General features: G+C 43.5%; 21 protein-coding genes. 10 read left to right on the forward strand and 11 right to left on the reverse strand.

Translation table 11 applies throughout. The annotated features are described in order from the left end of the window. Positions 1–48 precede the first annotated feature (48 nt). Positions 49–681, reverse strand: a complete 633-nt coding sequence (locus tag MAR181_RS13560; RefSeq protein ID WP_013797164.1) for a riboflavin synthase — start codon at positions 679–681, stop codon at positions 49–51. Positions 682–934: 253 nt separating this feature from the next. Continuing rightward, positions 935–2,185, reverse strand: a complete 1,251-nt coding sequence (glgC, locus tag MAR181_RS13565; protein WP_013797165.1) for a glucose-1-phosphate adenylyltransferase — start codon at positions 2,183–2,185, stop codon at positions 935–937. A gap of 88 nt (positions 2,186–2,273) precedes the next feature. On the opposite strand from glgC, the gene glgA reads away from it, so the two are divergent. After that, positions 2,274–3,704 (forward strand): glycogen synthase GlgA, encoded by a 1,431-nt coding sequence (gene glgA / locus MAR181_RS13570; RefSeq protein ID WP_013797166.1) that lies wholly within the window; start codon positions 2,274–2,276, stop codon positions 3,702–3,704. Here glgA and MAR181_RS13575 read toward each other — a convergent pair. Both MAR181_RS13575 and MAR181_RS13580 read right to left on the reverse strand, forming a co-directional pair. Continuing rightward, positions 3,693–4,517 (reverse strand): substrate-binding periplasmic protein, encoded by an 825-nt coding sequence (locus tag MAR181_RS13575; protein WP_013797167.1) that lies wholly within the window; start codon positions 4,515–4,517, stop codon positions 3,693–3,695. The two genes, glgA and MAR181_RS13575, sit on opposite strands and share 12 nt — an antisense overlap. 138 nt (positions 4,518–4,655) lie before the next feature. Then, complete coding sequence (locus tag MAR181_RS13580) at positions 4,656–6,839, reverse strand: transglycosylase domain-containing protein (protein ID WP_245546161.1); 2,184 nt, start codon at positions 6,837–6,839, stop codon at positions 4,656–4,658. Positions 6,840–7,183: 344 nt separating this feature from the next. On the opposite strand from MAR181_RS13580, the gene MAR181_RS13585 reads away from it, so the two are divergent. The 4 genes from MAR181_RS13585 to modC are packed head-to-tail and all read left to right on the forward strand — an operon-like array spanning position 7,184 to position 10,137. Beyond that, the gene (locus tag MAR181_RS13585) at positions 7,184–7,510 is read left to right on the forward strand and encodes a Rieske (2Fe-2S) protein (RefSeq protein ID WP_013797169.1); all 327 of its coding nucleotides are present in this window, start codon (positions 7,184–7,186) and stop codon (positions 7,508–7,510) included. 42 nt (positions 7,511–7,552) lie between these two features. Then, the gene (gene modA / locus MAR181_RS13590; RefSeq protein WP_013797170.1) at positions 7,553–8,341 is read left to right on the forward strand and encodes a molybdate ABC transporter substrate-binding protein; all 789 of its coding nucleotides are present in this window, start codon (positions 7,553–7,555) and stop codon (positions 8,339–8,341) included. Between the two features lie 6 nt (positions 8,342–8,347). Further along, on the forward strand, positions 8,348–9,049 hold the full coding sequence (modB, locus tag MAR181_RS13595) for a molybdate ABC transporter permease subunit (RefSeq protein WP_013797171.1): 702 nt from the start codon (positions 8,348–8,350) through the stop codon (positions 9,047–9,049). Further along, on the forward strand, positions 9,046–10,137 hold the full coding sequence (gene modC / locus MAR181_RS13600) for a molybdenum ABC transporter ATP-binding protein (RefSeq protein ID WP_013797172.1): 1,092 nt from the start codon (positions 9,046–9,048) through the stop codon (positions 10,135–10,137). Before modB ends, modC begins: the two co-directional genes overlap by 4 nt. A 6-nt stretch (positions 10,138–10,143) precedes the next feature. On the opposite strand, the gene MAR181_RS13605 is transcribed toward modC, so the two are convergent. Further along, a complete protein-coding gene (locus MAR181_RS13605) occupies positions 10,144–10,593 on the reverse strand; it encodes a DUF2798 domain-containing protein (protein ID WP_013797173.1) in 450 nt (149 codons plus the stop codon). A gap of 103 nt (positions 10,594–10,696) precedes the next feature. Here MAR181_RS13605 and MAR181_RS13610 point away from each other — a divergent pair, with 103 nt between their 5' ends. Beyond that, positions 10,697–11,146, forward strand: a complete 450-nt coding sequence (locus MAR181_RS13610) for a MarR family winged helix-turn-helix transcriptional regulator (protein ID WP_013797174.1) — start codon at positions 10,697–10,699, stop codon at positions 11,144–11,146. Between the two features lie 188 nt (positions 11,147–11,334). On the opposite strand, the gene MAR181_RS13615 is transcribed toward MAR181_RS13610, so the two are convergent. Next, positions 11,335–11,946: an OmpW family outer membrane protein gene (locus tag MAR181_RS13615; protein WP_013797175.1), complete on the reverse strand. Its 612-nt coding sequence runs from the start codon at positions 11,944–11,946 to the stop codon at positions 11,335–11,337. 338 nt (positions 11,947–12,284) lie between these two features. Between MAR181_RS13615 and MAR181_RS13620 the strand changes: the two genes are divergently transcribed. After that, entirely contained in the window at positions 12,285–13,172 is an 888-nt protein-coding gene (locus MAR181_RS13620; RefSeq protein ID WP_013797176.1) for a carboxylate/amino acid/amine transporter, read from the forward strand. Positions 13,173–13,240: 68 nt separating this feature from the next. Here the strand turns inward: MAR181_RS13620 and MAR181_RS13625 are convergent, their stop codons facing one another. Next, a complete protein-coding gene (locus MAR181_RS13625) occupies positions 13,241–13,960 on the reverse strand; it encodes a YccT family protein (RefSeq protein ID WP_013797177.1) in 720 nt (239 codons plus the stop codon). A gap of 225 nt (positions 13,961–14,185) precedes the next feature. Between MAR181_RS13625 and MAR181_RS13630 the strand changes: the two genes are divergently transcribed. Continuing rightward, positions 14,186–15,223 (forward strand): GGDEF domain-containing protein, encoded by a 1,038-nt coding sequence (locus tag MAR181_RS13630; RefSeq protein WP_013797178.1) that lies wholly within the window; start codon positions 14,186–14,188, stop codon positions 15,221–15,223. Positions 15,224–15,274: 51 nt separating this feature from the next. Here MAR181_RS13630 and MAR181_RS13635 read toward each other — a convergent pair whose 3' ends face one another. From MAR181_RS13635 to MAR181_RS13650, 4 genes are all read right to left on the reverse strand, one after another. Beyond that, positions 15,275–17,080 (reverse strand): ATP-binding protein, encoded by a 1,806-nt coding sequence (locus tag MAR181_RS13635; RefSeq protein WP_013797179.1) that lies wholly within the window; start codon positions 17,078–17,080, stop codon positions 15,275–15,277. Between the two features lie 535 nt (positions 17,081–17,615). Further along, positions 17,616–19,028 carry an esterase-like activity of phytase family protein gene (locus MAR181_RS13640; protein WP_013797180.1) on the reverse strand — a complete coding sequence of 471 codons (1,413 nt, stop codon included), beginning with the start codon at positions 19,026–19,028 and terminating at the stop codon, positions 17,616–17,618. A gap of 371 nt (positions 19,029–19,399) precedes the next feature. Further along, positions 19,400–21,004, reverse strand: a complete 1,605-nt coding sequence (locus MAR181_RS13645; protein WP_013797181.1) for an isocitrate lyase — start codon at positions 21,002–21,004, stop codon at positions 19,400–19,402. A 50-nt stretch (positions 21,005–21,054) separates the two neighbouring features. Beyond that, positions 21,055–23,226, reverse strand: coding sequence for a malate synthase G (locus tag MAR181_RS13650; RefSeq protein WP_013797182.1), 2,172 nt, complete (start codon positions 23,224–23,226; stop codon positions 21,055–21,057). Positions 23,227–23,420: 194 nt separating this feature from the next. Here MAR181_RS13650 and MAR181_RS13655 point away from each other — a divergent pair, with 194 nt between their 5' ends. Then, on the forward strand, positions 23,421–24,908 hold the full coding sequence (locus MAR181_RS13655; RefSeq protein ID WP_245546162.1) for a DUF3612 domain-containing protein: 1,488 nt from the start codon (positions 23,421–23,423) through the stop codon (positions 24,906–24,908). 183 nt (positions 24,909–25,091) lie between these two features. Further along, the gene (locus MAR181_RS13660) at positions 25,092–26,303 is read left to right on the forward strand and encodes a ribose-phosphate diphosphokinase (protein ID WP_013797184.1); all 1,212 of its coding nucleotides are present in this window, start codon (positions 25,092–25,094) and stop codon (positions 26,301–26,303) included. Positions 26,304–26,466 lie beyond the last annotated feature (163 nt).

Genomic DNA, 26,466 nt, shown 5'->3' on the forward strand with positions numbered 1-26,466 from the left:
GCATTCTACCGAAATTCCGCTTAGGACTCCATTGATTTCATGTCTTCCTTAAGGCAAGACAATGCCTTTCTCTTTTAATACTCGTTCTACCGTATCCACAGTTGCTTGAGTGTGAGCGTCAATCTCCAAATTCACCTTATCACCAACAGATAACATAGAAAACGTCGTTAATCGCAAAGTTTCTGGTATTAAAGACACTTCCAACCAATCATTGCCAATATCACTAATCGTCAAGCTGGCACCGTTCAAGCCAACATAGCCTTTATCGAATAAATAACGACGTGCATCCACTTCTTGCTGACGATCCGTGACAAAACGGATATGAACGCTTTCGTCAACCTTCTCAATATGAGAAACGCTTACCGACGTCATAATATGACCCGACATAACATGACCGCCAACTTCATCGCCCATTCTAGCGGCACGTTCAAAATTGACCGTATCGCCCACTTGCAATAAACCGATATTGGTCAACGCAAGGGTTGTGTCGATCACATCAAATGTCAGTACATCATGAGCTATTTCCGCCACGGTTAAGCAAACACCATTGATAGCAACACTGGCCCCCAACTGCTGACTTAACATCACACCTTCAGGGAACAAGACTTCCAAACGTTTATTTCGGCCATCCTGAATAACCGACTGAACACTTGCCTTGCCTTGAATAATTCCTGTAAACATAAGCTCCCCTACTTCTGGTCAGCATAAAAAAGAAACAATATTGCGCAAGATTCATACTAAATTTCGGCACTGAAGAAGAATTGAACACCCCCTCACAAAGCACGACTTTCACTGGCTTACAATGAGTTATCATTAAGTCACCAATAGGGTTATCCACAGGTTACGGGGATAACCGAAACACGCAAGGTAAACCCTACTAATGCGCCCTAATTCCAACTTTTCAAGCAAGCAGAGAAAACTTCTTACTCTTTACTCAAGTCAATGCTTCAATCATGGCCTGTGTCACCAGAATAATGCCATCTTCGTTTCGGTAAAAACGCTCACTATCTTGTTGCGGGTCTTCACCAATAACCGTACCTTCGGGAATCTGACAATCAGCATCCACCACCACCTTATTCAAACGGCAATGACGGCCTATGTCACATCGCGGTAAAATAACGCATTCATTAACATAAGAATACGAATTCACACGCACGTTATTGAATAAAATTGATTGCTCCACAGTTGCTCCAGAGACAATACAACCAGCCGACACCACAGAGTTTAGGGCGGTACCAATGCGTTCTTCGTAGTTATAATTAAACTTAGCGGCAGGTCGTTGATAATGAGCGGTCCGAATCGGCCAATTTTCATCGTATAAATCCAACTCAGGCACGAGTTTAGTGAGGTCCATATTGGCTTCCCAATAGGCCGTTAACGTCCCCACATCACGCCAATAAGCATCTTGTGGATAATTTTCGTTCACCACCACGCTGTTGGAGAAATGATGAGCTTTAATATGGCTTCGACCAACAAAATAGGGGATTAAATCTTTGCCAAAATCGTGGCTAGACTCAGTATCTTGCGCATCTGAACACAAGTTCTCAGATAAAAATTTGGTATTAAAAATATAAATCCCCATGCTCGCCAATGAGACTTCTGGCTTACCGGGCATAGTGGCTGGATGGGCTGGTTTCTCCTCAAACGCAATGATATTGTCACTTTCATCTACATGCATAATGCCAAATTGATTCGCTTCCTCAACCGGCACTTCAATACAAGCAACCGTCACATCAGCGCCACTTTCAAGATGCTCCTTTAACATCAAGCTGTAATCCTGTTTGTACACATGATCACCCGCCAGCACCAAGACAAATTCACTTTTTAAGCCTCGAATCATCGACAAATTTTGGTATACCGCATCGGCGGTGCCACGATACCAATCCCCACCAGTTTGCTGCTGTGCAGGCCATAACTCGATAAATTCATTAAAATCAGTACGCAAAAAATTCCAACCCCGTTGCACATGCTGATTCAATGTGTGTGATCGATACTGAGTTAACACAGCGATTCGTCGCATGCCCGAATTAATGCAGTTGGATAAAGGGAAATCGATAATTTTATATTTACCAGCGATTGGTACTGCTGGCTTAGAGCGTTGATCCGTTAACTGTTTTAACCTTGAACCGCGTCCACCCGCTAAGATGATGGATATTGTCTTCATGCGCGCCGTATTTAAATCCATGTAAAGCCCTTAAAAGTAATAAATAACTCTCATTCAAACATCAGTTAGGTATACTTCAACCTACTACATAAAATGAAGACACCCAACCATGAAAATACTTTTCGCAGCCTCGGAAATTTACCCATTAATCAAAACTGGCGGATTAGCTGATGTCGCAGGATCTTTACCTCTTGCTCTGCGAACAAAAGGACATGACGTCAAGCTCATCATGCCAGCTTACCGAGGCATACTAGAAAAGGTAGCGCCTATTCAGAAGACTATCAACTTGGGAAACCCATTTGGTGTAGGAGATTTACGCATTCTTGAAACCCACATACCAGAAAGTGACATTCCCATATGGTTAGTTCAATGTCAGGCACTTTATGAAAGAGAAGATGGTCCCTATGTAGATAAAAATGGCCAAGACTTTGATGACAACCATCTGCGCTTTTGTGCCTTTTCTTGGGCCGCTGCAAGCTTGGCCAACCAGAGTGAAATAACGGGTTGGCAAGCTGATATTCTGCACCTTAATGATTGGCAAACTGGCTTTGCGGCAGCGTATTTAGAAAGCTGGAAAAATAAATCCGTCGCGGTCGTCACAACCGTTCATAACTTGCGTTACAACGGCAGTTTCGAGATGCATAAATTTGCTAGCACTCAGTTATCAACTGAGTTACTAACCATGCAAGGAATGGAATTCTATGGCCGTTTTTCTGGCCTCAAAGCGGGATTAGTGTATGCCGACGCGATTACCACCGTCAGCCCTTGTTATGCTCAAGAAATTCTCACACCAGAATACGGCGATGGCCTCGACGGCATCTTAACGCTTCTATCGGATAAGCTCACAGGCATACTCAACGGAGTGGATTATGACGCTTGGAACCCAGCAATCGATCCATTGATTAGCCAGACCTATGATGTGACGTCACTAGAGCAAAAAAACCTTAACAAACAAGTTTTATTAGCTGAAAATAATTTATCAACCGATCTATCGAAGCCGTTATTCGGTGTCGTAAGTCGACTAACAGAACAAAAAGGCCTTGATCTAATACTCGAAGCACTGCCTGAGCTACTCTCTCAAGACGCTCGCTTTGTCTTATTAGGATCAGGGGATAAAGCCTTAGAACAAGGTTTTATCGAGCTGCAGCAGCAATACCCTGAGCAAGTGGCTATTCGTATTGGTTATGACGAAAACTATTCTCACCGCCTACAAGCAGGACTGGATGTGCTGTTGATCCCTTCACGCTTTGAGCCCTGTGGCCTCACTCAGCTTTACGCCCTTAAATACGGCACACTGCCTCTGGTTCGACAAACAGGCGGTTTAGCAGACACAGTGTTTGAAGGGGGAGAAAAGGCCAACGGTTTCCACTTTCAAGATACCACAACGGATGCACTAAAAGCTTGCTTACAACGTTGTTTGAACGCCTACTACCAACCACAGATTTGGCGTCAAAAACAAATTAACGCCATGCACTACGATTACAGTTGGGAGACGGTAACCGACCAATGGATTACGCTGTATGAGTCTTTAATTCAATAACGCCTGATGATTTTTAAGCGACCAAGTTGACACACCATCAAGCAAGGCTTGCTCCATAAAGCCTTCTTGATTCATATCTCTTAAAGCGATAGCAATACGATGACGAAGACCTGGGGTATTACAAGCAGAAGCTTTTGAAAAGGTAAGATAGAGCCCTTCACTGCTAACATGAGGCTCAACGGCTTCCAATTCATCAGACAATCCAAGCAAGCCAGCGTAGGCTTGAGCAGGGCTTTTCTCGTAAAGTACATAATCGACACGATTCGTGGCCAACATTTTTAAAGCTTGCGCTAAACTGGCCACCGTTAAAATATTAAGATTGTCTTTTGCGTAACGATCAAATTGTTCACCAAAGCTGTTATTAATCACAGTAACGCCCCAATGACCTTGCAAATCCTCTTTTCGCTGAAAAGGAAAGGGAGTCGCCTTACGCTGCCAAACCACACTCTGGGTATACAAGATCACAGGCGTAAAATAATCCATGTAATCCGCTCGGTTATTGGTGTAAAACGCTCCAGCCATAAGGTCTATGCGACCAGCTTTGACCTCACTTTGCGCTCTAGACCAAGGACCAACATGCTGTAACCGAATCGGCACACCAATACGATGACTTAACTCATCCATGATAATTCGATTAGCACCCTGTAATTGCATTGAATTCTGTTTATCACGCCATAAAAAAGGAGGGTATTCTGAGTTTCCCGTTGCAGTGAGTTCATCACAGGAAGCCAAACTTGGTCCTGCCGCCACACTGACCTGCGAAAATACGATCAGCACGAGGCTGAATAAATAATATGAAACGGCGCGCGACATCACTTTACGCCAGCCTTAATAGGATTATTTAGCAAGCTTTTTCCCAAAAAATGATAAAAACACATACACAACAATAGCTTACTCTATGATTATGGCAAATAAAAAACAAGAGTGATGGTATAGGTTTAGACTTATTTATCAAAAAGGCCAAAAGCAGGAAGTTGATTTTTTCGGCTCAGTACCAAGCACAAACGCTAGCGACACTTTGTCATCACACCGATCTGCAGCCTTTTCAAACGAGTCATTCAATACCTGAAAACGACCCGCACCAGAAGGCAAACGACTAGGAAGTGATGTCGAGTTCACATGGCTCGTAAAATCAATCCAAACTTTCTGCGCCCCACTACTGCCAGTAATGCTAAGGGGGACATTGTCATCATCGCCCAGCCAAACTGTGGTCGAGTAATCCCCTGTAATACCGATATACCAACTGTCCTTTTGTTGATTTGTAGTGCCGGTTTTCGCGGCAAAGGTTAAATTCGGTAGCGCCGCTTTCGCCGCTCGAGCTGTCCCGATTTCAGGTGTTTTGGTCATACCATCTAAGGTGACGGCTAATACGGCATCAGTAAAGGGCACATGGGTTTGTCGATTAAAGCGCTTAATTAAGCGGTTATTTTGATCCATCACCGCTAAAACAACCCCCAGTTCACTACTTTGCCCTTGCGATGCAATTGGTTGGTATAGTCGTGACACCTCAAACGGTGACAATTCAAGAGCACCCAACGCCATAGCTGGATGCATGGTAAAGGGACGTTTAACACCCAACTGCCGTAAGGCATCACCAACTCGGTCAAAGCCAATTTGATTCGCTAAAGATATCGTTGCTAGGTTATAAGATTTGGCCATAGCTTCATACAAGTGCACTTCGCCATGTACCCGTCGATCGTAGTTTTCAGGCGCCCAAATATCGCTACCAACCTTGAAACGTAAGCGCTCATCTTCAACCTTTGTCCACCAGGTATAACGCCCCGTGGCCAATGCCGATAAATATAACGGCGGTTTAACCAGAGAACCGATTGGACGAACAGCGCCAAGTGCACGATTGAAACCTGTATAATATTGATCACTCGAACCGACGATCGCTCGAACTTGCCCAGAAACACGATCTGTAACCACCATTGCCCCTTGCAACCCCAGCAAATGACGATCACCTCGTTCAAGATTCGCAACTTGACGTTGCATAGCTTGGCTTGCTGCTCGTTGTGCTCGAATGTCGACACCGGTATAAATTTTTAAATTTTCACTTGCCAAGGTATTTTCATCAAAATCTCGTGACAACTGCATGGCAACTAAATCTAAATAATCGCCGTAAACAGTGCGTTCACGCTTTTTATCGGCCAACCGAATTGGCTGTTTAATCAGACTCTGATAATCACCTTGTGACAGCCTTCCTTGATGATTTAATACCGTCAGCACCACATTACGTCGAGTTTTTGCTCGCTCAGGAGAGCGCTGAGGATTATACAAAGAGGGTCCTTTCACCATACCCACTAGTAAAGCAAATTCATCAATGTTTAATTCATTTAGTGGTCGACCAAAAAAGTGCTGACTCGCCGCCGCGAAGCCATGCAAAGCACTATTACCAACTTGCGCTAAATACACTTCATTCATGTAGGCTGTAATGATGTCTTGCTTAGAATAATGGAATTCTAACAACAAACTCATAATGACTTCTGTGAGCTTACGAGTATAGGTCCGCTCCGAGCTCAAATACATGTTTTTGACGAGTTGCTGAGTCAGGGTGGAGCCGCCTTGTCGTCGTGCACCATGGGCTAGATTGACCACCAATGCTCGAGCGATCCCTGTTAAAGAAATGCCCCAGTGGTGATAAAAGTCTTTATCTTCTACCGCCACTAAAATATCCAATAAAGGTTGAGGAATCTGGTCATAGGTTAGAATCTGACGGCTTTCAGTATTACCACCATACAAAAAACCAATCCGCTGTGGCTCAATACGAGCTTCGTCTATGGCGTCACCATTCAGTGCATTAATTTGCAATACACCACGGTAAAAAGAAAAAATTCGGCGTTGGCTTTCATGGAAACCAAGGTGGTCAACATACGAACGTAAATGAGCGCTGAGTTTGGTACGACTTCGAGCCGCCCATCCTACCTTTTGGCTGTTGCGCCCAAATCGATAACCCGTTTCTTCTAAAAGGCGTTCCAGATCGGCCTTTTTCCAAGGTGCACCACTCTTGAGAATAATCGGCGCACTGTAAACTTCTGATGGGACTTGCCATTTCTGCCCTTCAAAGCGACTAACAACTTGCCCATTCAGCCACCAAACCCAGATTGAAAAAGGTACACTGGCAACCAGTGCCAATAGACATCCCCATTTAAACGCCGCTCGAAAAAAGCTCTTTAGTGTGGAAAGCTGTGTCGTTTTTTTACGTTTCGTCGATGACTTACGTATTGGTTTTTTTGAAGTGTTCTTGGCCATGGGAGGCAAGTATAGGGAGCAAAGCTTGAGCAAGCAACGCTGGAAAATAAACTAACTCAATTCTTGCATATTGACTCAATTAACTTACCGAATTAGAGTCTTCCTATGCGGAAAATTAATCGAGATAGCATTATCCCGCGTATTTTGTTTCAGTTGGTGATAAATTGAAGCCCAGCTTCCGTTTATTTTAGTCATTCTAATCATTATAAAAATAGTACGGTCATCACGTGTTTCAGAAGCATCTAATACCTAATGCGCAAGACCTACCTGAAGGAAAAGCGCTCACACTAAAAATTGAAGATTACGATTTTTTAGTCACCCGCCAAAAAGGCGAGATCGTGGCCTATGAGAATCGCTGTCCACATCAAAACAAGCCACTACACTGGTCAGAGCAAGAGGTTGTTGCCGATGAGGATTATTTAAAATGTCATCATCATGGCGCTCTTTTTTCACCGCTTGATGGCACTTGCGTCACAGGCCCTTGTCAAGGCAGTCATTTGAAAAAGGCCACTGTTGGCATTGAGCAAGGAAATTGCTATTTACTATTGGCTTAAGGATCCCTTAAGCCAATTACGCCACAGGGATTCCTAAGTTAGATGAACAAATACTCTATTATTACCATCAAGCGAGGATCCCCTGCTTTCAACGTCTGTGTCTTGCTTGCTTTCCTAGCACTTGCCTACCAGCCGTCCAATGTCAAAGCACAGACTCTCAAACTCGCTGTGGCATCGAATTTTATACATCCAATCAAGGTCATCGCTGAAGATTTCAAACAAGAAACAGGGCACAACCTAAGTATATCCTTTGGCTCATCAGGCAAATTATTCGCACAAATACAACACCATGCCCCATACGATGTGTTTCTTTCTGCCGATCTTCAAAAGCCACAAGTCTTACTTGATAAGGGCTTAGCACAAGCAGGCAGCTTAGCCATTTATGCCAAAGGCAAACTGGTTTTGTGGGCACCTTCTTCTCTAATTATAGACGAACTCGCTGAGGCATTAAAAAAGACGAAATACCTTGCCATAGCGAACCCTAAATTGGCACCATACGGTAAAGCTGCACAACAAAGCCTGCAGCATTTAGGCATCTGGTCATCGCTCGAAAACAAACTCATCACCGGAGAAAACATTGGTCAGACTTATCAATTTGTCCATTCTGGAAATGTGGAATACGGTTTAGTCGCTTTGTCACAAACGCTGAAAGACAATACACAAGCTCACATAGTGTCCATTCCGGCCACCTTCCATGACCCTATTCTTCAAGCTGGCGTGATCCTAACTCATTCAAACAAGATTGCTTTAGCGCATGAATTCATGGCGTTTTTACTACGCCCAGACACTCAAGCGAAACTGCAAACCTTCGGCTATGACACAGCTTATTAGCGCCTTATGATGAACCTCAGCCCAGCCGACCTAACTGCCATCTGGCTCACCTTAAAATTGGCCAGCTTAGTGACGTTACTCTTGCTGATATTTTGCACACCTATGGCTTGGTGGTTGGCACGGACACGATCTATTTTCAAAGCACCAATCAATGCCTTGATCACCATGCCGTTGGTATTACCACCGACCGTACTGGGCTTTTATTTACTTATCTTTCTAAGTCCAAACAGCACTCTCGGCAAAATTTTGTCCGATTTAGGCATCGCTTCCCTGCCATTTAGCTTTGCTGGTCTCGTGGTCGCATCTATGCTGTACTCCCTACCTTTTGTGATGCAACCATTACAAAACGCCTTTGCCAGCCTTGCGTCAAAACATCTAGACGCTGCTGCTACCCTTGGTGCTTCGCCATTGGATCGATTTTTTTCCATTGTTATGCCTTTGTCAAAATCAGGTTTTATCAGTGCCGCTGTATTGGGGTTTGCCCACACCGTCGGAGAGTTCGGCGTTGTATTGATGATTGGTGGCAACATTCCAGGTGAAACGAAAGTGATTTCTGTGCAAATTTATGACCATGTCGAAGCATTAGAATACGCGCAGGCACACACCTTATCCTTATTAATGATGGCCTTTGCTTTTATCGTCTTATGCTTGCTCTACCTTACTCAAAGAACCAAACATGAGAAGGATAAAAAAGGAGTTTGGTCATGATAAAGCAAGGCTTGAAGATACAGTTCAATCAAACAAAACCAACGCCTTCAGACTTTGCACTAGAATTGAATATTCAACTCGCCCCCTCTGGCGTTACTGCCCTGTTTGGGCCTTCTGGCTCAGGCAAAACAACATTATTACGCTGTATCGCGGGTCTCCAATCAAACATCCAAGGCTATTTGGAATTTGCCGGACAAATTTGGCAAGACAATCAAACCTTTTTAGCACCACACCAAAGGCCGATCGGTTTCGTATTTCAAGATACCAGCTTATTCCCTCATTTGACCGTTCAGCAAAATTTGGCCTTCGCCATCAAACGAGCTAAGCAGAAAAGACAGCGCTTTGTTTATCAAGATATTTTATCACTTATGAGTCTTGGGCCTTTACTAGAGCGTTACCCGAATCAAATATCTGGCGGGGAAGCACAGCGAGTTGCCATCGCCCGGGCCATGTTGTCACAACCTAGCATGCTATTGATGGATGAGCCTTTATCAGCATTGGACAATCGTCTAAAACAAGACATATTGCCTTACCTTGAAAAAGCCTGCCTAGCCACAGACATTCCAATTTTATACGTTAGTCATGCCTTAGATGAGGTCAGTCGATTGGCCAATAACATTGTGGTGATAGAACAAGGGAAACTGGTAGAAGCTGGCAAGGCATCGGATCTGCTTAGTCAGTTGGATTCTTCTTTTACCAATCATCAAGATGCCAGTGTATTGATCTCAGGAAAGGTCATCGAGCAAAATGCCGAATGGCAACTGTCGACTCTGAGTCTCGGTCATCAGCAGATTTTCTTTGCACAAGGAGACGAAGCGCTAGGGGAAACCGTCAGATTGAGAATTCAAGCCAGAGACGTCAGCCTGAGCTTAACCCATTCGGATCAATCCAGTATTCTGAATCGTCTCTTTGCTGTGATTGATGATCTACAACAAGAAACTAGCAACCCTAGTATGACCCAAGTAAGGCTTTTGGTTGATGACACCCCTATTGTTTCCAGAATTACCAGTTTTTCCGCTCAGCAATTGGGGCTAACTATTGGGATGCCAGTAATCGCTCAGATCAAGTCCGTTGCACTCTGTCGCTAAGCCCAATTAGACTTTTGCCCAAAAAGCCGCCAGACGGCGCTTAATTACCAAAGACATCACAATTGAAAAAACGATGCCCATTGGCAATGCTGTTAGAAGTGTCGCACTCCATTGTTTGATAAACGCCTCTAACGCAAGCAATCCGTGTACATTTAATGTGGTTACTATGGCCATAATGGATTCCATAATCAGCGCCATAATCAAACCAAACACGAGGTCTTGCTTCAGCTTAGATATATTTGGCAAAGCCCCATCCACCAAATGATGCACTAAATACGAAATCACCCCACCGATCGGTGCAATGCACAACACACACAAAGCAAATGATGATAACCAGGCCATCATGAAACCTTCGCCAAAACCCAGATTACGCCAGGTCATCACGAAAGTCAGCGTGCCACCCATGACCATAACAAGGCAGGCAATAATAGCAATTTTTTGAAGCATTTTTGACATAGGTATTCTCTCGGGGGAATTCTAGTTGTTTACCAACAAAAAGTAGTTGATAATGTCAATTATTATGCTATATGTTGACTTTGTCAACTATCTTGGAGTGTTTATGTCTCAACTCGAATCTAAGTTGCAACTGATGTTTATCCATACCATCAATGCCCTTCAACAATCTATGAAACAGACTATGAAGCATCATCAGCTCAAAATGACGCCTTTATCTTTCCTGATGCTCAAAACGGTCCATGACACAGCGGAATGTACAGCTCATTCAATTGCAGAGATTACCTACAAAGATAAAGGGCAAATCACTCGTTTATTAAAAGAAGTGATTGATCAAGGACTGATAGAAAGGCACCCCAACCCGAAAGATAAACGCAGCCAAATACTGACCTTAACGGAACAAGGTGAAACCGTTTTTACAACACTTCAGCAGGCGGACTATGCTGCGTTGAACGCTTTGAAAACGGGCTTAACAGAAGAGGAATTGAATGATTTTTTAATCATTGGTCAAAAAATGATTCACAATATCAATGAATTTAATGCTAAATGTGGTTGAAATCATGAGCAACATCGGCACTTTCCTGCGTCATCAAAGAAGCCCCAAATACTTGCCCAAATGACACCAGACTTTCCGCTAACCTACTGACTACTTAAACCGTAAATTGGCGCACATTATGGATCAGTATAAAGGCAAAATAAAAGCCCTTAGCAATATTGCTAAGGGCTTTTAAGACACTTCAACTACTAGAAAGTGTAACCAACACTGGCCATAAAAGTAATCGGGTCAATGTCAGCATCGATTGTACCAACTGCTGTCTCCACATCGGTATTAATGTCCATATACCAAACTGAAGCGTTAGCAAACCAATTCTCAGCAAAAGTGACATCAACACCAACCTGAGCGGCTAAACCTAAAGAGTTATCTAAACTCACATCCGTGCCTGCTAAATCACCTTTACCCTCTTCGTCAAAGAAGATCGTGTAGTTCAAACCTGCGCCAATATAAGGTCGAATCTGACTGTTTGCTTCACCAAAGTAATATTGCGCCATAAAAGAAGGTGGTAAATGAGAGACTTCAGCCACTTTACCAAGGTCACGTGTCGACACATCATGAGTAAATGGCGTTGCTGCTAACACTTCCAAACCTAACTTGTCTGACAACATGTAAGTCAGCGTCACCCCCACTTGGGTATCATTATTCAATTCCAATTCACCGCTGCCCACCACGTCGTCACTGCTTTCATTTGGTATCACAGTCGCCAGACCACCACGCACAAACCAGTCGCCAGCATCGTGCGCCAAAGCAAACGAAGAACACAATACAGAGGCTAAAACCAATGGATAGATCGCTTTCATAATCAACTCCTTTCTTATTGAACATAGTATTTAGATAGAACAAAGTGTTAGCCACTAAACTACTCGCTCAAAAAAAGAAAAAATTAATCTAGATCAAGGTTCTAGGCACCAAAGATAGACCATGACAAGCAATAAACTCCTATGTCAAAAAAAGCTCTATTGCCACAAATAATTCACAATAAGACAATTTTCATTAAACCAAACAAAAACTGACTAGCGGCATGGATATTGTCCAGAAAACCATCAGTAAACTTTTATAATTGAAAAAGTAAACAGCTTTCCCTCTTTAATAGAAGCCAGTAAACTTAGCGACAACTTCATTAACGGGATCTAAGTTCATGCCAATACTTCTCGCCGTGACCCTATTGTGGGCCTTTTCCTTTAGCTTGATTGGTGTTTATCTTGCTGGGCAAGTCGACGCTTGGTTTTCGGTACTCATGCGTGTTTCATTAGCCACTCTGGTGTTTTTACCTTTTCTAAAATTACGTCAAATAGAAGCTAAAATTGCCTTATTACTGATGATTTGCGGGGCATTACAGCTTGGTATCATGTATGGTTTTTATTACCAATCGTTCCTTTATTTGTCCGTACCTGAAGTCCTTCTCTTCACCGTTATGACCCCTTTGTATGTCACGCTATTGAATGACATTCTAGATCGTCGACTTAATGTGGGTTTTGCCATCAGCGCCTTATTGGCCATTCTGGGGGCCGTTGCTATTCGTTATCAAGGCGTTGACGATGGCTTCATCAAAGGCCTGTTGATTGTACAAGGCGCTAACCTTTGCTTTGCCGCAGGACAGGTGGGCTACAAACGTGTGATTGAGAAACAGCGCCCTGATTTGCCTCAAAGAACCGTTTTTGGCTGGTTTTTCATCGGTGCTCTGGCGGTTGTGATTCCATGTTATTTGGCCATGGGCAACCCAGAAAAACTCCCAACGACCACACTACAATGGGCCATTTTGACGTATCTTGGCATTGTCGCTTCTGGGCTGGGGTATTTTGCTTGGAATAAAGGAGCGACATTAGTCAACATAGGAACACTGGCCGTCGCCAACAATCTGTTGATTCCGGCCGGAATCTTAGTCAATGTGCTCTTTTGGAATCGTGATGCCGATATTATGCGATTGGCCATTGGTGGTGGCATCATACTATTGGCACTTTGGGTAAATGATAAATTTAATCAAAAAATTGCCGCAAGAGCCAACCGGTTAAGCGAATCACACTAGACAACTCAAACGTGCCAATACAGCAGGTTGACAGCACTTTGTATTGGCACGATTAAGTGGTACTTTTGTTATTCGTTCACCAACCAAACCTGAAAGGTTTTCTTCGTTCCATCGTCAGCCTTGTTGTACCACAACATCATCATTTCCAACTGTATATTTGACACATTGGCTTGGTATTGATCATCCGCAATCCAAATTCGCATGGCTTTTCGCGTCGCGGTATCAGATTTGTTGTACCAGAATTTCATCATCTCTAACGCTGGATCCGTCTCCATACGAACGGGGGCGGCACCCGGCCCCTTGCTCGCATCGTAAGCACTATTATTAAGTTGCTTCACTTCAACCAGATAATCACGCAAATTTTGCAAACCTGACTTTTCTTTCAACAACCTTTTTTGGTAGCTCACATCACGACCACTGGCTTCATCATGAAGCGTAAAAGTTGGCTCATCGGCATATTTTTCGGCTTGTCGAACCGATGATATATAAGGCGCTTTGAGCTGTAAGTAGGCACCTTGAGCCACTTCGACATCCATCACTATAGGCTCTGATTGAAACACTTCCGAATCGCCACCAGTGCGCAAAATTTTATTAAAACGCAACACAATTTGATGTTGTCCTGGTGTTAACGACACTTCAAAATCGTTACCAAACTGCTTTGCAGACTGTTGATCCACATACATTATTTCGAACCATTTAGGCACTTCTAAGGTTTCACCGTACGCCGACAAGGTGGTAAAAGTCGACATGATAAAACTTATGTAGGCTAGCCATTTTTTCTTCAGCATTTTCATTCCTTAGAGCGTAATTTCCAACAACGCTACCACACTCTAGCATTGACTCTCACATAGACTTCGTAAAACCTCTAAAGATTCGATTTTAAGCCTAATTTCATGCAATATCAGGCCTCTTGGCTTTTCCGTTCCATCCGTTAACAAATCACCTAAAGACACGCTCCTTCAGTCAGGTATGATGAGATAAATAATAGAGACTAGCCAAGACTAAAGCTCCCAATGCCAGACTTAAGCCAAACGAAGCTAAACCACAAACTGACCCTAAGAATCATCGAAATGACCTTGGTTACCTTGGTATTTTCGCTGTTAGCTCGTCCTATCTTGGCAGAGTTACACCCATATTATTTCTGGATTGCTATCTTTGATATCATAATCACAAGCAGCTTATATCTCGTAGTACGATCTAATAAATGGCCTAAATGGCACATTTCTCTGTCACTTATTTCTTCTCTGATTATTATTTTACCTATGCTGTCGATATCTGGCGGTGTTAACAGTCAAGTTGCCTTCTTCCTGCCTTTATACCCTATAGTAGGCGCTTTAATAGGGGGACGACTTGAATCACGCTTAATGAGTCTGTTCTTAATTGTCGCCGTTCTTTTCGCCACCATTTTTAATCATTCCATTATCAATGTGTCAGGAGAGTATTACGCCGATAATACTTCTTATCTAAGAGGGTTTTGGTTAATCCTCGCGATTATGTTCAGTGCCATTTTTGGGCAGTTCTTCCTCAACCGCTACACCGAACTAACAAAAAAATTAACAGCAGAAAATTTGCAAGACCCGCTCACAGAATTGCTCAATCGTCGAGGTTTGAACTTGCATTTTTCCCTGGAATTAGAACAAGCAAAAGAAACAAAATCGCCATTTTGCCTGATGCTAATTGATATCGATTACTTCAAAAAAATCAACGATCAATATGGACACGATGTAGGAGATACTTGTCTTATCGAGGTCGCAGATCGACTGAATAAAGGTATCCAATCACATCATTATTTAGCACGTTTTGGAGGTGAAGAATTCATCATCGTCTTACCCAACACCCATCTACTGGAAGCGGAAAAAATTGCCGAACAACTAAGACAGACGATCGAAGACAGTCACTTTAGCCATTTAAAATTACCAATAACCATTACCTTAGGCATTGCAAGGCTACACGGGGAAAGAGACAACGCTTTAAAAATCATTAAGCGGGCTGATAAAGCACTGTATCGAGGCAAAGAAAAAGGTCGTAACCGTATTGAATTAGAAAACTAAGACCTCTCTCAAGAAAACATCGCTTGGGAAGGTAGAGCACATCAAACTAACCTAATCCCTGCGTCCCATACAAATACTGTTAATAATGCTTTCAAGATCTTCGAATAAAAACGGTTTGCTTAAAAAAGCATTCATCCCTGACTGTAAACATTTACGCTTTATGTCTTCCTCAACATGAGCGGTCAAGGCGACGATTGGGGTTTCAGCTAATTGCTGGTCTGCTTCAATCTGACGAATCGCTCGAGTTGCCAAAAAGCCATCCATTTCAGGCATATTACAATCCATGAAAATAACGTCATATACCTGCGCCTGTCGAAATCGCTCTTTAGCAATCAAACCATTTTCGGCTAAATCAACACGGCACCCTAATTTCAGCAAAAACTGTTCACAGACGATTTGGTTCACCTTATTATCTTCGACCAATAAAATACGCAATGATTGAGTGGTTTCAGGGGAATTTTCAGATGTTTGACTAAGATGATCTATTCGCTCCACACGGTCACTTTCGGTCCGTTCAAAAGGTAAAGCGACAGTAAAAACAGTCCCCCTCCCAACTTCGCTCTGCAAAGATATCTGCCCGCCCAATAGTGCCACAATGCGCTGAGTAATACTCAAACCGAGACCGGTTCCGCGAATGTTAGGATTAAATTGATTAACTTGGTAAAACTGGTCAAAGATTCGCTGTTGATCTTCTGGAGCAATACCAATTCCTGTGTCCTTCACCGCAAAAGACACAATGTATTCATTCGCTTCCTCTCGTGTTTTCTCACCGCTCACTTGGATGGCAATCTCTCCTTCATGAGTAAATTTAAAGGCATTACCAACCAAGTTATAAAGAATTTGATGGAGGCGATGAGGGTCACCTAAAACAGACTCTGGTACATTATTAAAATGACAGTAGAGCTGTATGCCCTTCTTTTCAGACTGAGTGGACAACAGTTGAACCACATCATTAACAACATCCTGTGGACTAAAGGGTATTTTTTCCAAGCTCAACTGTTGAGCATTAATTTTTGAGTAGTCTAAGATGTTGTTAATAATATGCATCAAAGTGCTACCCGCATTATTAATGACGCTTACTTGTTGTCGTTGTTGATCACTCAAATCTCCCATTGAAAGCAGTTGTGCCATCCCCAGCACGCCGTTCAAAGGTGTGCGTATTTCATGGGTCATCGCCGCGAGAAAATCTGCTTTAGCTTGACCGGCTACTTCAGCCGCTTCTTTTGCTGCCGACAACTCTTCTGCTTGTTCTGACAGTTTCAAATTATCATTGAGTGCTTGCCAGTAACTAACATTAAGCTGTTTCCCTGTCAGATAAATAAAAAAACCGTAACCAATGATCAGCCCCATAACAATCCAGTTACCTGGCCCTTCTAAAAATGCCGCCGCCGCAAATGCAAAAGGCAGCCCAATAAGCAAACAATAATTGCGCAGCATCTTATGGGATAAAGCCAATATGGTTACCCCACCAATACTAATACCCGCTGCCGACATCACATTTACGGTTACCGATATATCAATCAGAGGGTTAACATAAAACAACCATGCGGAGCCACTCACCCACACAATAGCAGAAGCATTATAAACAAACGCGTAACGTGAAAAGTAAGCAGGAATCTGAAGCGTTTTACTGGCAAAAACCTGATAGTAGAGATAAAAGCGAGCAGCTTGCAATAGGATAAAACAAACAGAAAAAGCGCTTATCACGGCCAAATGCTCACGAGCCGTCGCAGAACTAAATACCGCGGCCCAAAATGCCAACAAATAAAATAAGCCGCCATATCGAGAGCGTCGAGCCAAATCCTTTAGGCTAATTTCACTGACTTGTTTATCACCAAGAGTGTAACGTGACTTCATTAAGACCTTTCTCAGATGGATTGAGGGTAAATATAGTCATCATAGAGATTAAGTTCATTTTGTAACCATAACACCGAAAAAAGACCAAAATACATAATCTCAACAATATAAAACAATCCACTACAGCTTTCCCTTAACCATTAACACTGAGCTTTGATGATAAAGATCAAAACGATGAGACATAGATTCAATAAACAACAAACCTCAAGCCTTAGGGAAGATGTGAACAAGTCCACTGACTACGGAGCTCCTCGGCAACCGCTCCTGCGTTGCCCTACTACACCACATCCTTGTGGTTATGCATTGCTCTAATCCTCTACATCCATGTAGGGGTCAGCTTGTGAATAAGTTTCTTTTATTCAAGGCTCGTTTCACCGTTCAATATTGAACATATTGGCAAGAAGCTTAAAAAAGAATAAGGGGAGCTTAGACCACGCCCTTCGGGTCTTTCTTAGCACAAGAACGCCAAAACATAAGAGCATAAAAAAAGAGCGCTAAAGCGCTCTTTGAAATTCATTCTTTTTCAAACTCAGTATTACTCAGATAGTAAATCCGTTTTGATAATGTACAACTGATTCGAATCAACGGTCGTGTCATTCAAATATTTTTGCTCAAGCTTACCTTTCGTTGACCAAGTCGCAAAATCATCGTCATTCAATACCCCTAAATGATGATCATCGATTATCCACAGACCTTCCATTTTATCATGTGGATACGCCACTTCTTTAACCATGTCGACCACCAATACTTTACTTACAGGTTTAATGCCTTTTTCCGCTAATGCCGCCCAGCCTTGTTGCTGAGCGTATTGCTCTAAGGTCAAGCCATCAATCAACAAACCGTGACTTCCATCTCGCGTTATCGAACCCGACAAAGCCACACTTGATAAAGGCGTTGCTGTGTTTAAATCAATGCGATAAACCTGCTTTTGAGCCTTTGGATTGGCTTTTTTAGGGCCGCCTAGCAAGAAACTACCATCCCGCTCAATGACTAAAAATTGACTCTCGGTTAGAGCTGCGATTTCAGAGTTTGAGTTTTGATTCTTCTCCTGACGATACAAGTATTGCTCTGTCTTACCCGTCTGTAGATTCACCGTCACAATGCGTGTTAGATCGCCCTTTTGAGCTGCTTTATCAGGGTTCCGCATGGTAGATTGCATAATCCCAACCAGAGTTTGCTCATCTGGGCTGATTGCTAACCCTTCCATGCCTCGGTTGGCACGGCGATGCTGGAAGACAGTAGGAAGGTAAAACGTGTTACGTGAATCCGCTTGGAATGCATTGATACGACCAATTTCAACACCACTAGCATCATAATGAACCATATGCGGTCCATACTCATCACTGACCCAGAAAGTGCCGTCTTTTAACGCCACCAAACCTTCCCCGTCCAAACCATAATCATCTAGTTTAATCGGATTACTTTGCCCGTTATAAGCTTTTGAATCGTCCATTAATACTGGCTGACCATTCGCGTGGTAAGGCGTTTCACCTGTGCCGCCGAGGGCCGAGGTATTGGGTAAACCTGAAATCAATTGACCATCAGGACGCTTCAATAAAATGCTTTCAAGCAGAGTAATTTGACCGCTTTCCGACACCTCAAATAAGCCAATACGAGGAGTGTAAGAAGCCACAGGGAAAGTTTTTCCTTTACCGTAATCCCCTGTGTAATTAGCATTTGGGCCGCGGTCCGTTAGAGCATAAAACTGATTACGAATGCTTGGGTGAGCTGTCATGGCCGAGCCAAACCCTCCATTACGAACTTCAAAGGGTTGGCCTGTTTTCCCATCCAGCAGATCTGCTCTTAAAACGTCATAAGGCAAAGATGCACCCTGTTTAGGAAAATTTTCTGCAAACTCAATACCTGACGCTGATGAGCTGGAATGACTCATGCAACCAGTTAGAACAAGCGTTGAAATCAAACCAGCCAACCACACTTTACTTGTCATTACGCGCCCCTTTGTTTGTTTTTTAACCGTCCAAACAGCATAAGAGAGCGTGATGACGCTTTCATGACATGACTTAAGGAAGGTACAAACAAGTCCACTGGCGACGGCAACGAGCTCCTCGGCAACCGCTCCTCGGCAACCGCTCCTACGCTGCCCTATACACCACCTCCTTGTGGTTATGCGTTGCTCTAATCCCCTACATCCTTGTAGGGGTCAGCGTGTGAATATTTCTTTATTATTCGAGGTGAGTTTCGCCGTTCAATATTGAACATATTGGCAAGCAGCTTAACAAAGAATAAAAAAGGGCCTAGCAGGGGAATGACTAGGCCCTTTTAATTAAAACCACGACGTAATTACATAACCTTTGGTCTTTAAACCGCCGCGAATTGATTCATCGTATTGTCTTTACCAGATGCTTTTAGTGCATTGTCACCAGAGAAATACTCTTTATGATCATCACCAATATTGGAACCAGACATGTCTTGGTGCTTAACACAGGCAAGACCTTCACGAATCTCTTTACGTTGTACTTCTTTTACATAACCCAACATGCCCTGATCACCAAAGTAATCTTTCGCCAAATTATCCGTCGACAACGCAGCAGTATGGTAGGTAGGCAAGGTAATCAAGTGGTGGAAAATCCCTGCTTGAGCCGCTGCATCGCGCTGGAAGTTACGAATGCGTTCGTCCGCCTCTATCGCTAGTGTGGTCGCATCGTATTCTTTTGACATTAGACGATCACGATCATATTCATTCACGTCTTTGCCCGCTTCCTGCCAAGCATCAAACACTTGCTGACGGAAATTTAACGTCCAGTTAAACGAAGGACTGTTGTTGTAAACCAGTTTCGCATTTGGCACCACTTCGCGGATACGATTAACCAAATTAGCAATTTGACCAATATGAGGTTTTTCTGTCTCAATCCACAACAGATCTGCACCATGTTGTAACGACGTAATGCAGTCCAGCACTACTCGATCCGCTCCCGTATCAGGCTTAAAGCGCACCAAACCATTCGCCAAACGAGTTGGTTTAATGCATGTTCCACCTTGCTTCAGCAACATGTCACCAGACTGCATCTGATCAAGAGATGTGACCTCTTCACCATCAATGAAGGCACTGTATTGCTCAGCCAAATCGCCCGCAGATTGTGATACAGGAATTTTTTGGGTTAAACCTGCACCCAATGAATCGGTACGTGCAACGATCACCCCATCCTCCACACCAAGTTCCAAGAAGGCATAGCGAACAGCATTAATTTTCGCTAAAAAGTCTTCATGAGGCACTGTCACTTTACCGTCTTGGTGACCACATTGTTTCGCATCAGATACTTGGTTTTCAATTTGAATACAGCAAGCCCCTGCTTCAATCATTTTCTTTGCTAACAAATACGTGGCTTCTTCATTGCCAAAACCCGCATCAATATCAGCGATAATCGGCACCACATGCGTTTCAAACTGATCAATACTTTCTTGTGCTGCTTGCTCACGCACTTGGTCACCCGCTTGACGGGCTTCATCAAGCTCTTTAAACAAATGTTGCATCTCTCGGGCATCAGCTTGTTTTAAGAAGGTATACAGCTCTTCGATTAAGGCTGGTACCGAAGTTTTTTCATGCATAGACTGATCTGGTAGAGGACCAAACTCAGAGCGCATGGCAGCCACCATCCAACCAGAAAGGTACAAGTAGCGACTGCGAGTAGTGCCAAAATGTTTCTTAATAGAAATCATTTTTTGTTGGCCGATAAAACCATGCCAGCAACCCAAAGATTGAGTGTAGTTTGCTTGGTCTTGATCATAACTTGCCATATCTTCACGCATGATTTTGGCTGTGTATTTGGCAATATCCAAACCCGTATTAAAACGGTTTTGTAATTGCATACGAGCCACGTATTCTGGATTCATACCCGCCCAAGTCGTGCCTTGTTGACCGATTAGCTGACTCGCTTGTTGCATTTTATTTTTATACGTTTGCATAGTATTTCTCGCTCTTTATGGTGTTAAAATGGGTTATTTATTGGTTAAATTCACGATTGCTTTACTTTTAGTCGGTAGGCATGAAGCAAAGGCTCGGTGTAGCCATTGGCCTGAATCACACCTTTGAATATCAAATCCTGTGCTGCCTTAAAGGCCTGACTATTTACCCCTTGTTCAGACATAGGACGATACCCAGGTGTCGCTTGGTTTTGTTCATCAACAATCTTGGCCATACGCTGCATAGATTCCTCAATTTGAGCTTTGCTACAAATACCGTGGAGTAACCAATTCGCCAGATGTTGACTAGAGATTCGCAGCGTTGCTCTGTCTTCCATCAAGCCTACGTTATTGATATCCGGTACTTTCGAGCAACCTACGCCAGCCTCGACCCAACGCACCACGTAACCCAATAAGCCCTGAATGTTATTGTCTACTTCGCGTTCAATGACCTTTTGTGACAAGGTCAGGTTGTCTGGAATCAGAGGTAAGGTGAGCAAGTCTTTCAAACTCGCCGGCGCTCTCTGCTGGATGCGCTTATGACGAGCAAACACATCAACTTTGTGATAATGCAAAGCGTGCAAAGTGGCCGCGGTTGGTGAAGGCACCCAAGCCGTATTGGCACCGGATTTAGGATGTGCAACCTTAGCTTCCATCATGGCTGCCATTTCATCCGGCATCGCCCACATACCTTTACCTATTTGGGCGCGTCCAGGTAAGCCACAAGCTAAGCCAATTTCAACATTGCGATTCTCGTACGCCTGGATCCAAGGTTGTGTTTTAATCTGGTCTTTCGGTAAGAAGGGCCCAGCTTGCATACTGGTGTGGATTTCATCCCCTGTTCGGTCCAAAAAGCCGGTATTGATAAACACCACTCGGTCTTTGGCCGCACGAATGCACTCTTTTAAATTTAATGTTGTGCGACGCTCTTCATCCATAATGCCAATCTTGATGGTGTTTCTTGCCAAGCCCAGCATATCTTCGACTCGGTCAAATAATTGACCACTAAAGGCCACTTCTTCTGGTCCATGCATTTTGGGTTTCACGATGTAAATACTGCCGGTACGACTATTTCGAAGGCCGGTTTGTTTTTTAAGATCCAAAGCCGCGATCAATGAGGTAACCACAGCGTCCACAATGCCCTCTGGTACAAAGTTTCCTAACCCATCCTGCATCAAGTCACATTCCATCAGGTGACCAACATTACGTACTAATAAAAGCGATCGGCCATGAAGTTGATACAGCTCACCATCAAGGTCGGTGAAAAACTTATCTGGATTCATACGGCGAGTCATTTGCTCACCATTTTTATTGAATTTGGCTTCTAAACGCCCCTCCATTAAGCCCAACCAATTGCGGTACACTTCGATCTTATCTTCTGCATCCACAGCCGCTACCGAATCTTCGCAATCAATAATGGTACTGAGTGCCGACTCAATCAGGATGTCATTGATGTCCGCTTTATCATTGGCCCCATTCTTACCATTGCGATCAAATTGAATCTCGACATGCAAGCCATTGTTGCGTAATAAAATGGCTTCAGGCTCACTGCGCTGACCATTTACAGCCACCAGCTGGCTGCTTTTTTGCAAACCTGATTGGCTACCATCATCAAAGAAAGCCAACAAATGATGGTAGTAAACAAGATAGCTGGACACGTCTTGGTGTGAGCCAGTTTCAAGTGGAAAAACATCATCCAAAAACGCTTTCGCCTTCGCAATAACCGCCTGACCTCGTGCAGGGTTATAGCCTTTATTGGACTCTAAACCTCCGTCTTGTGGGATCACATCCGTACCATAAAATGCATCGTATAAACTGCCCCAACGTGCATTGGCCGCATTTAATGCAAAACGAGCATTCTTCACTGGCACCACCAACTGTGGTCCTGCCAGCGTTGCAATTTCATCGTCTACGCCCGTAGTACCTATGGTGAAATCAGCGCCTTCTTCCACTAAGTAACCAATCTCACGAAGAAATTGTTCATACTCATTGATGTTCATTGGTTGACCTTTTCTTGCTAGGTGCCAATCATCAATCTGCTGTTGAAGCGTGTCTCGCTTGGCCAATAATTGACGATTAATTGGCGAGAGGTCTTCTATCAACTGAGAAAAATCTTGCCAAAACTGACTGGCATTCATGCCATGCAGTGGCAACACTTCGTCATTGATGAAGCGACTAAAGTCGGGGTGAATCACACGGTTATTTTTAGCTTGCGGCATTGTCATCTTGTTTTCCTTTATTCTTATCTTCATCAAAATCACAGCTCACATTCAGTCGATTGAGTTATTCACAAAAGTCTGATGACTGGCTTGATTTATAGTCTATGCGGGACTAACCTAAAATTTCACAATAAGAATTACACAGTGTAAATTTTACAAAAATGAAAAATAAAAATAGCTTAAATCGTAAGGCCCATTTTTTGGGTACAAAAATACGCAACCTCCGTAAACGTAACCGTTTGACCATGGAGGACCTCTCTTCAAGGTGCATTAAACTTGACCCTGAATCGGCCCCTTCTGTGTCCTATTTATCCATGATAGAAAGAGGCAAACGGGTACCCAGCGAAGAGGTTTTGGAAGTCATTGCGGAAGTTTTTCAAAAAAACCTGAGTTGGTTTCTGGATGACATTCCAGAAGAAGACGCCATTACCCCATCAAAAGGCTCTGGCGGTGGCATCAGTGGTATGGCTTTAGAGCCTAATTTCTTGTTTTCCAATGAAATACTGCAAATCGCCATTCCTGAAATGCTGTCACAAACGGGAACCAGTGGTCGACAATTTGCCCATTTGCTCATTCGTGCACACCAAGAACATCATCAAAATCACTTTCCGGACCTTGAACGAGCAGCGGAAGAAGTGGGTTTAAAGCGTTTGCCTTTAAGTTTGGAAGAGTTAATCGCTATTACCAAACAAATGGGTATGCAGATCAAATGGTTCCGAAAAACCCCTCTGTCAGTACTACAAAGTATGGGCATAGATGAAAGTCATGTAGTGACCTCTTTTTTTGATCCACCCAGCACAATTTACATTAATCAGATCATGAAAAATCAGTCACAACGACTGAAATACAACCTGGCCGTCCACATAGGCCATGCGGTACTGCATGACAAAGACGGCATGAAAAACGTCTTAGTCACTGGACGTAATGAGATTACGCCATTACAAGATAAAAATGCCAAGATACAAACCTCAGGTATGGATGCGCAGGATATATTGTTAGCCTGGCGCGACTTTGAATGTAGTTTTTTCGCAGGCGCTTTATTGTGTCCTAAAGTACCCTTTAGGCAATTATTAGATCGCAATGGCTATGAAATCAATACGGCGAAACTGGCTGGCGTTTCAGAGTCTGTTGCCATGCGCCGCATGACCGCCGCTTCTCCCTATCCGCATTGGCATTATTTTGATGCTTACGCGCCAGGTAAGCTGAAAGCTGTGTATCGTGGTAATGGCATTCCACTCCCATGGGGGAACATGAGTTTAGTGGAAGACCCATGTCAACATTGGGCGGTATTTCGCATGATAAATGAGTCCTTTACCGGCACCTCAGCACAGATATCCATTTTAAACGTCGGCGATGAAGCGCGGATCTATGCTTGTGAATCCGTCAAGGTGGAAGATCTGGCAGGTAAAAGCCATGTTCTTTGTTCTGGTATTGACCTTAATCCAGCCATTGCCGCTCAAGGAAAAGATGCGCTAAGTATTGCCAATGATCTCAAACAAGCTTGTGTCGCAAACAGTGGTTCATCACAAATCCCCAAGAGCATCAAAAAAGATTTGTTGAGCGTAGCTCGCATCCTCAATATTAACTGGGTTGAACGAGGCATTGAAAACGATGCAAGATTAATCTGCTCACGCGGCGCCGTCTGCCCAAGATCGCCGAGCTGTTATCAGCACTGTCATGAGCTTTAATCGTTCCCCCCTGCAAAACACTTCTCATCTGGCCTATTTATTTCGCCAGATGAGAAGCAATGCTATAAGCAGAAGCACATCTTTGTGAAAAATGGCATTTATCCGTCATTTGCCCTATCGGAATGGTCCAACAAGTATTAAAATTGGCGCAAATTTCCCCTATCCCTTAGTTAAGGATCTTTCATGACTTTGTCGACCAGTCAGTCAACTAATGTCGTAGTTGTTAGTAACTCATCTGACAATCCGTTTGCTATTGATATTGCCTATGCTATGGGCCAATTTGATGACATTGCTGACCTCATCAGTATGAAACAGTTCATGAATTCAGAGTTCTGTCCTCGCTTCATCTCAGACGAGCAAGACTTTCACAACATTGGCCAAAAGTTAAACGGTAAATCCGTGGTTATTGTCAGTACTGGCAGTCACATCAAAAGCCGCCAAGAATTGGCCATGGCCAATATGATCATTGCCAGAGCGGCGAAAGAGAACGGCGCGGAACGAGTCATTCTAGTGGAACCCGATTTGTTCTACAGCGCCCAAGATCGTGGTCCGAGCAAAGACTTAGGGGAAACCAGCTTCGAGCGTGATATCCAAGACATTAAGAAATTCGACGGCCAACCTTTCACCGCCAAACTCTACGCTCAGCTGCTTAAATTATCGGGCGTTGATACGGTCATGACGATCCACAACCACTCTGACTCCGTACAGAAAGTGTTCAACGAAGTGTTTGCTGGCGACTTCCATAACCTTATTCCTTATGAAATCTACGCCCACTATTTACTAAACTCAGACATTCTACATTACGGTAAAGATGGCGAAGGCTTAGTACTTTGTGCACCCGATAAAGGCGCTCGTGATTTCGTCAAAGAGATGTTTAATCGCCTTGGCCTAAGCAAAGCCAAATTCATCATGCTGGATAAAGAACGTACCGCAGAGCGTAAGGTTGAAATTACCTTACACAAAGAAAGCGAGCACACCTTTGATGGTTTAGACGGCGCCAGCATCATTCTGTTTGACGACATGGTTCGTACCGGTTCCACCGTTGTGAAATCCTGTCAATTCTTACAACAGATTAATCCGCAACGTATGGTATTCGCTGTATCGCACTTCTATGCCAGCGATGAGGGTCGTGAGCGCATGGCACACCCTGCTTTGGGAGAAATTCTGACATTAAATACGCTTCCAACGATTTTGAATCGTGATGAGCAAGGCCGTCTACGTAAGAAGATGGTGGTGCTTAAAGTCGAGAAATGGTTAGCTCAAGAATTATGCAATATTCTTGGTCTACCAGATCATCAAGAAGCCAACCCTTACAAGATCGACATGTCTTCGAAAAACCCTCGTTTCAAGCGTAAGATTTGGTTTAGCGAGGAGTTGCAAGAATTGCAAAGTTAATCCATCGCCCTTATCAATAAAAAGGCCGCAGAGATTGCGGCCTTTTTATTGATCACGACTTGTCATTCTCGAGAATGTTCTAAGGATGGTGCGAATAAGTCTTCTGAACGTCAGTCTTATCAGACAAACGGTCTATCACTCTTAACACAGCGAGGCTGTGGTG

Source organism: Marinomonas posidonica IVIA-Po-181, from assembly GCF_000214215.1.
Classification (GTDB): domain Bacteria; phylum Pseudomonadota; class Gammaproteobacteria; order Pseudomonadales; family Marinomonadaceae; genus Marinomonas; species Marinomonas posidonica.

Bases quoted from the DNA above. Each gene is read 5' to 3' on its own strand.
- MAR181_RS13660 (WP_013797184.1), top strand. From the start codon at position 25,092: ATGACTTTGTCGACCAGTCAGTCAACTAATGTCGTAGTTGTTAGTAAC.
- modA (WP_013797170.1), top strand. From the start codon at position 7,553: ATGAACAAATACTCTATTATTACCATCAAGCGAGGATCCCCTGCTTTC.
- MAR181_RS13650 (WP_013797182.1), bottom strand. From the start codon at position 23,226: ATGACAATGCCGCAAGCTAAAAATAACCGTGTGATTCACCCCGACTTT.
- modB (WP_013797171.1), top strand. From the start codon at position 8,348: ATGATGAACCTCAGCCCAGCCGACCTAACTGCCATCTGGCTCACCTTA.
- glgC (WP_013797165.1), bottom strand. From the start codon at position 2,185: ATGGATTTAAATACGGCGCGCATGAAGACAATATCCATCATCTTAGCG.
- MAR181_RS13625 (WP_013797177.1), bottom strand. From the start codon at position 13,960: ATGCTGAAGAAAAAATGGCTAGCCTACATAAGTTTTATCATGTCGACT.
- MAR181_RS13610 (WP_013797174.1), top strand. From the start codon at position 10,697: ATGTCTCAACTCGAATCTAAGTTGCAACTGATGTTTATCCATACCATC.
- glgA (WP_013797166.1), top strand. From the start codon at position 2,274: ATGAAAATACTTTTCGCAGCCTCGGAAATTTACCCATTAATCAAAACT.
- MAR181_RS13635 (WP_013797179.1), bottom strand. From the start codon at position 17,080: ATGAAGTCACGTTACACTCTTGGTGATAAACAAGTCAGTGAAATTAGC.
- MAR181_RS13645 (WP_013797181.1), bottom strand. From the start codon at position 21,004: ATGCAAACGTATAAAAATAAAATGCAACAAGCGAGTCAGCTAATCGGT.
- MAR181_RS13630 (WP_013797178.1), top strand. From the start codon at position 14,186: ATGCCAGACTTAAGCCAAACGAAGCTAAACCACAAACTGACCCTAAGA.
- MAR181_RS13615 (WP_013797175.1), bottom strand. From the start codon at position 11,946: ATGAAAGCGATCTATCCATTGGTTTTAGCCTCTGTATTGTGTTCTTCG.
- MAR181_RS13640 (WP_013797180.1), bottom strand. From the start codon at position 19,028: ATGACAAGTAAAGTGTGGTTGGCTGGTTTGATTTCAACGCTTGTTCTA.
- modC (WP_013797172.1), top strand. From the start codon at position 9,046: ATGATAAAGCAAGGCTTGAAGATACAGTTCAATCAAACAAAACCAACG.
- MAR181_RS13605 (WP_013797173.1), bottom strand. From the start codon at position 10,593: ATGTCAAAAATGCTTCAAAAAATTGCTATTATTGCCTGCCTTGTTATG.
- MAR181_RS13560 (WP_013797164.1), bottom strand. From the start codon at position 681: ATGTTTACAGGAATTATTCAAGGCAAGGCAAGTGTTCAGTCGGTTATT.
- MAR181_RS13620 (WP_013797176.1), top strand. From the start codon at position 12,285: ATGCCAATACTTCTCGCCGTGACCCTATTGTGGGCCTTTTCCTTTAGC.
- MAR181_RS13575 (WP_013797167.1), bottom strand. From the start codon at position 4,517: ATGTCGCGCGCCGTTTCATATTATTTATTCAGCCTCGTGCTGATCGTA.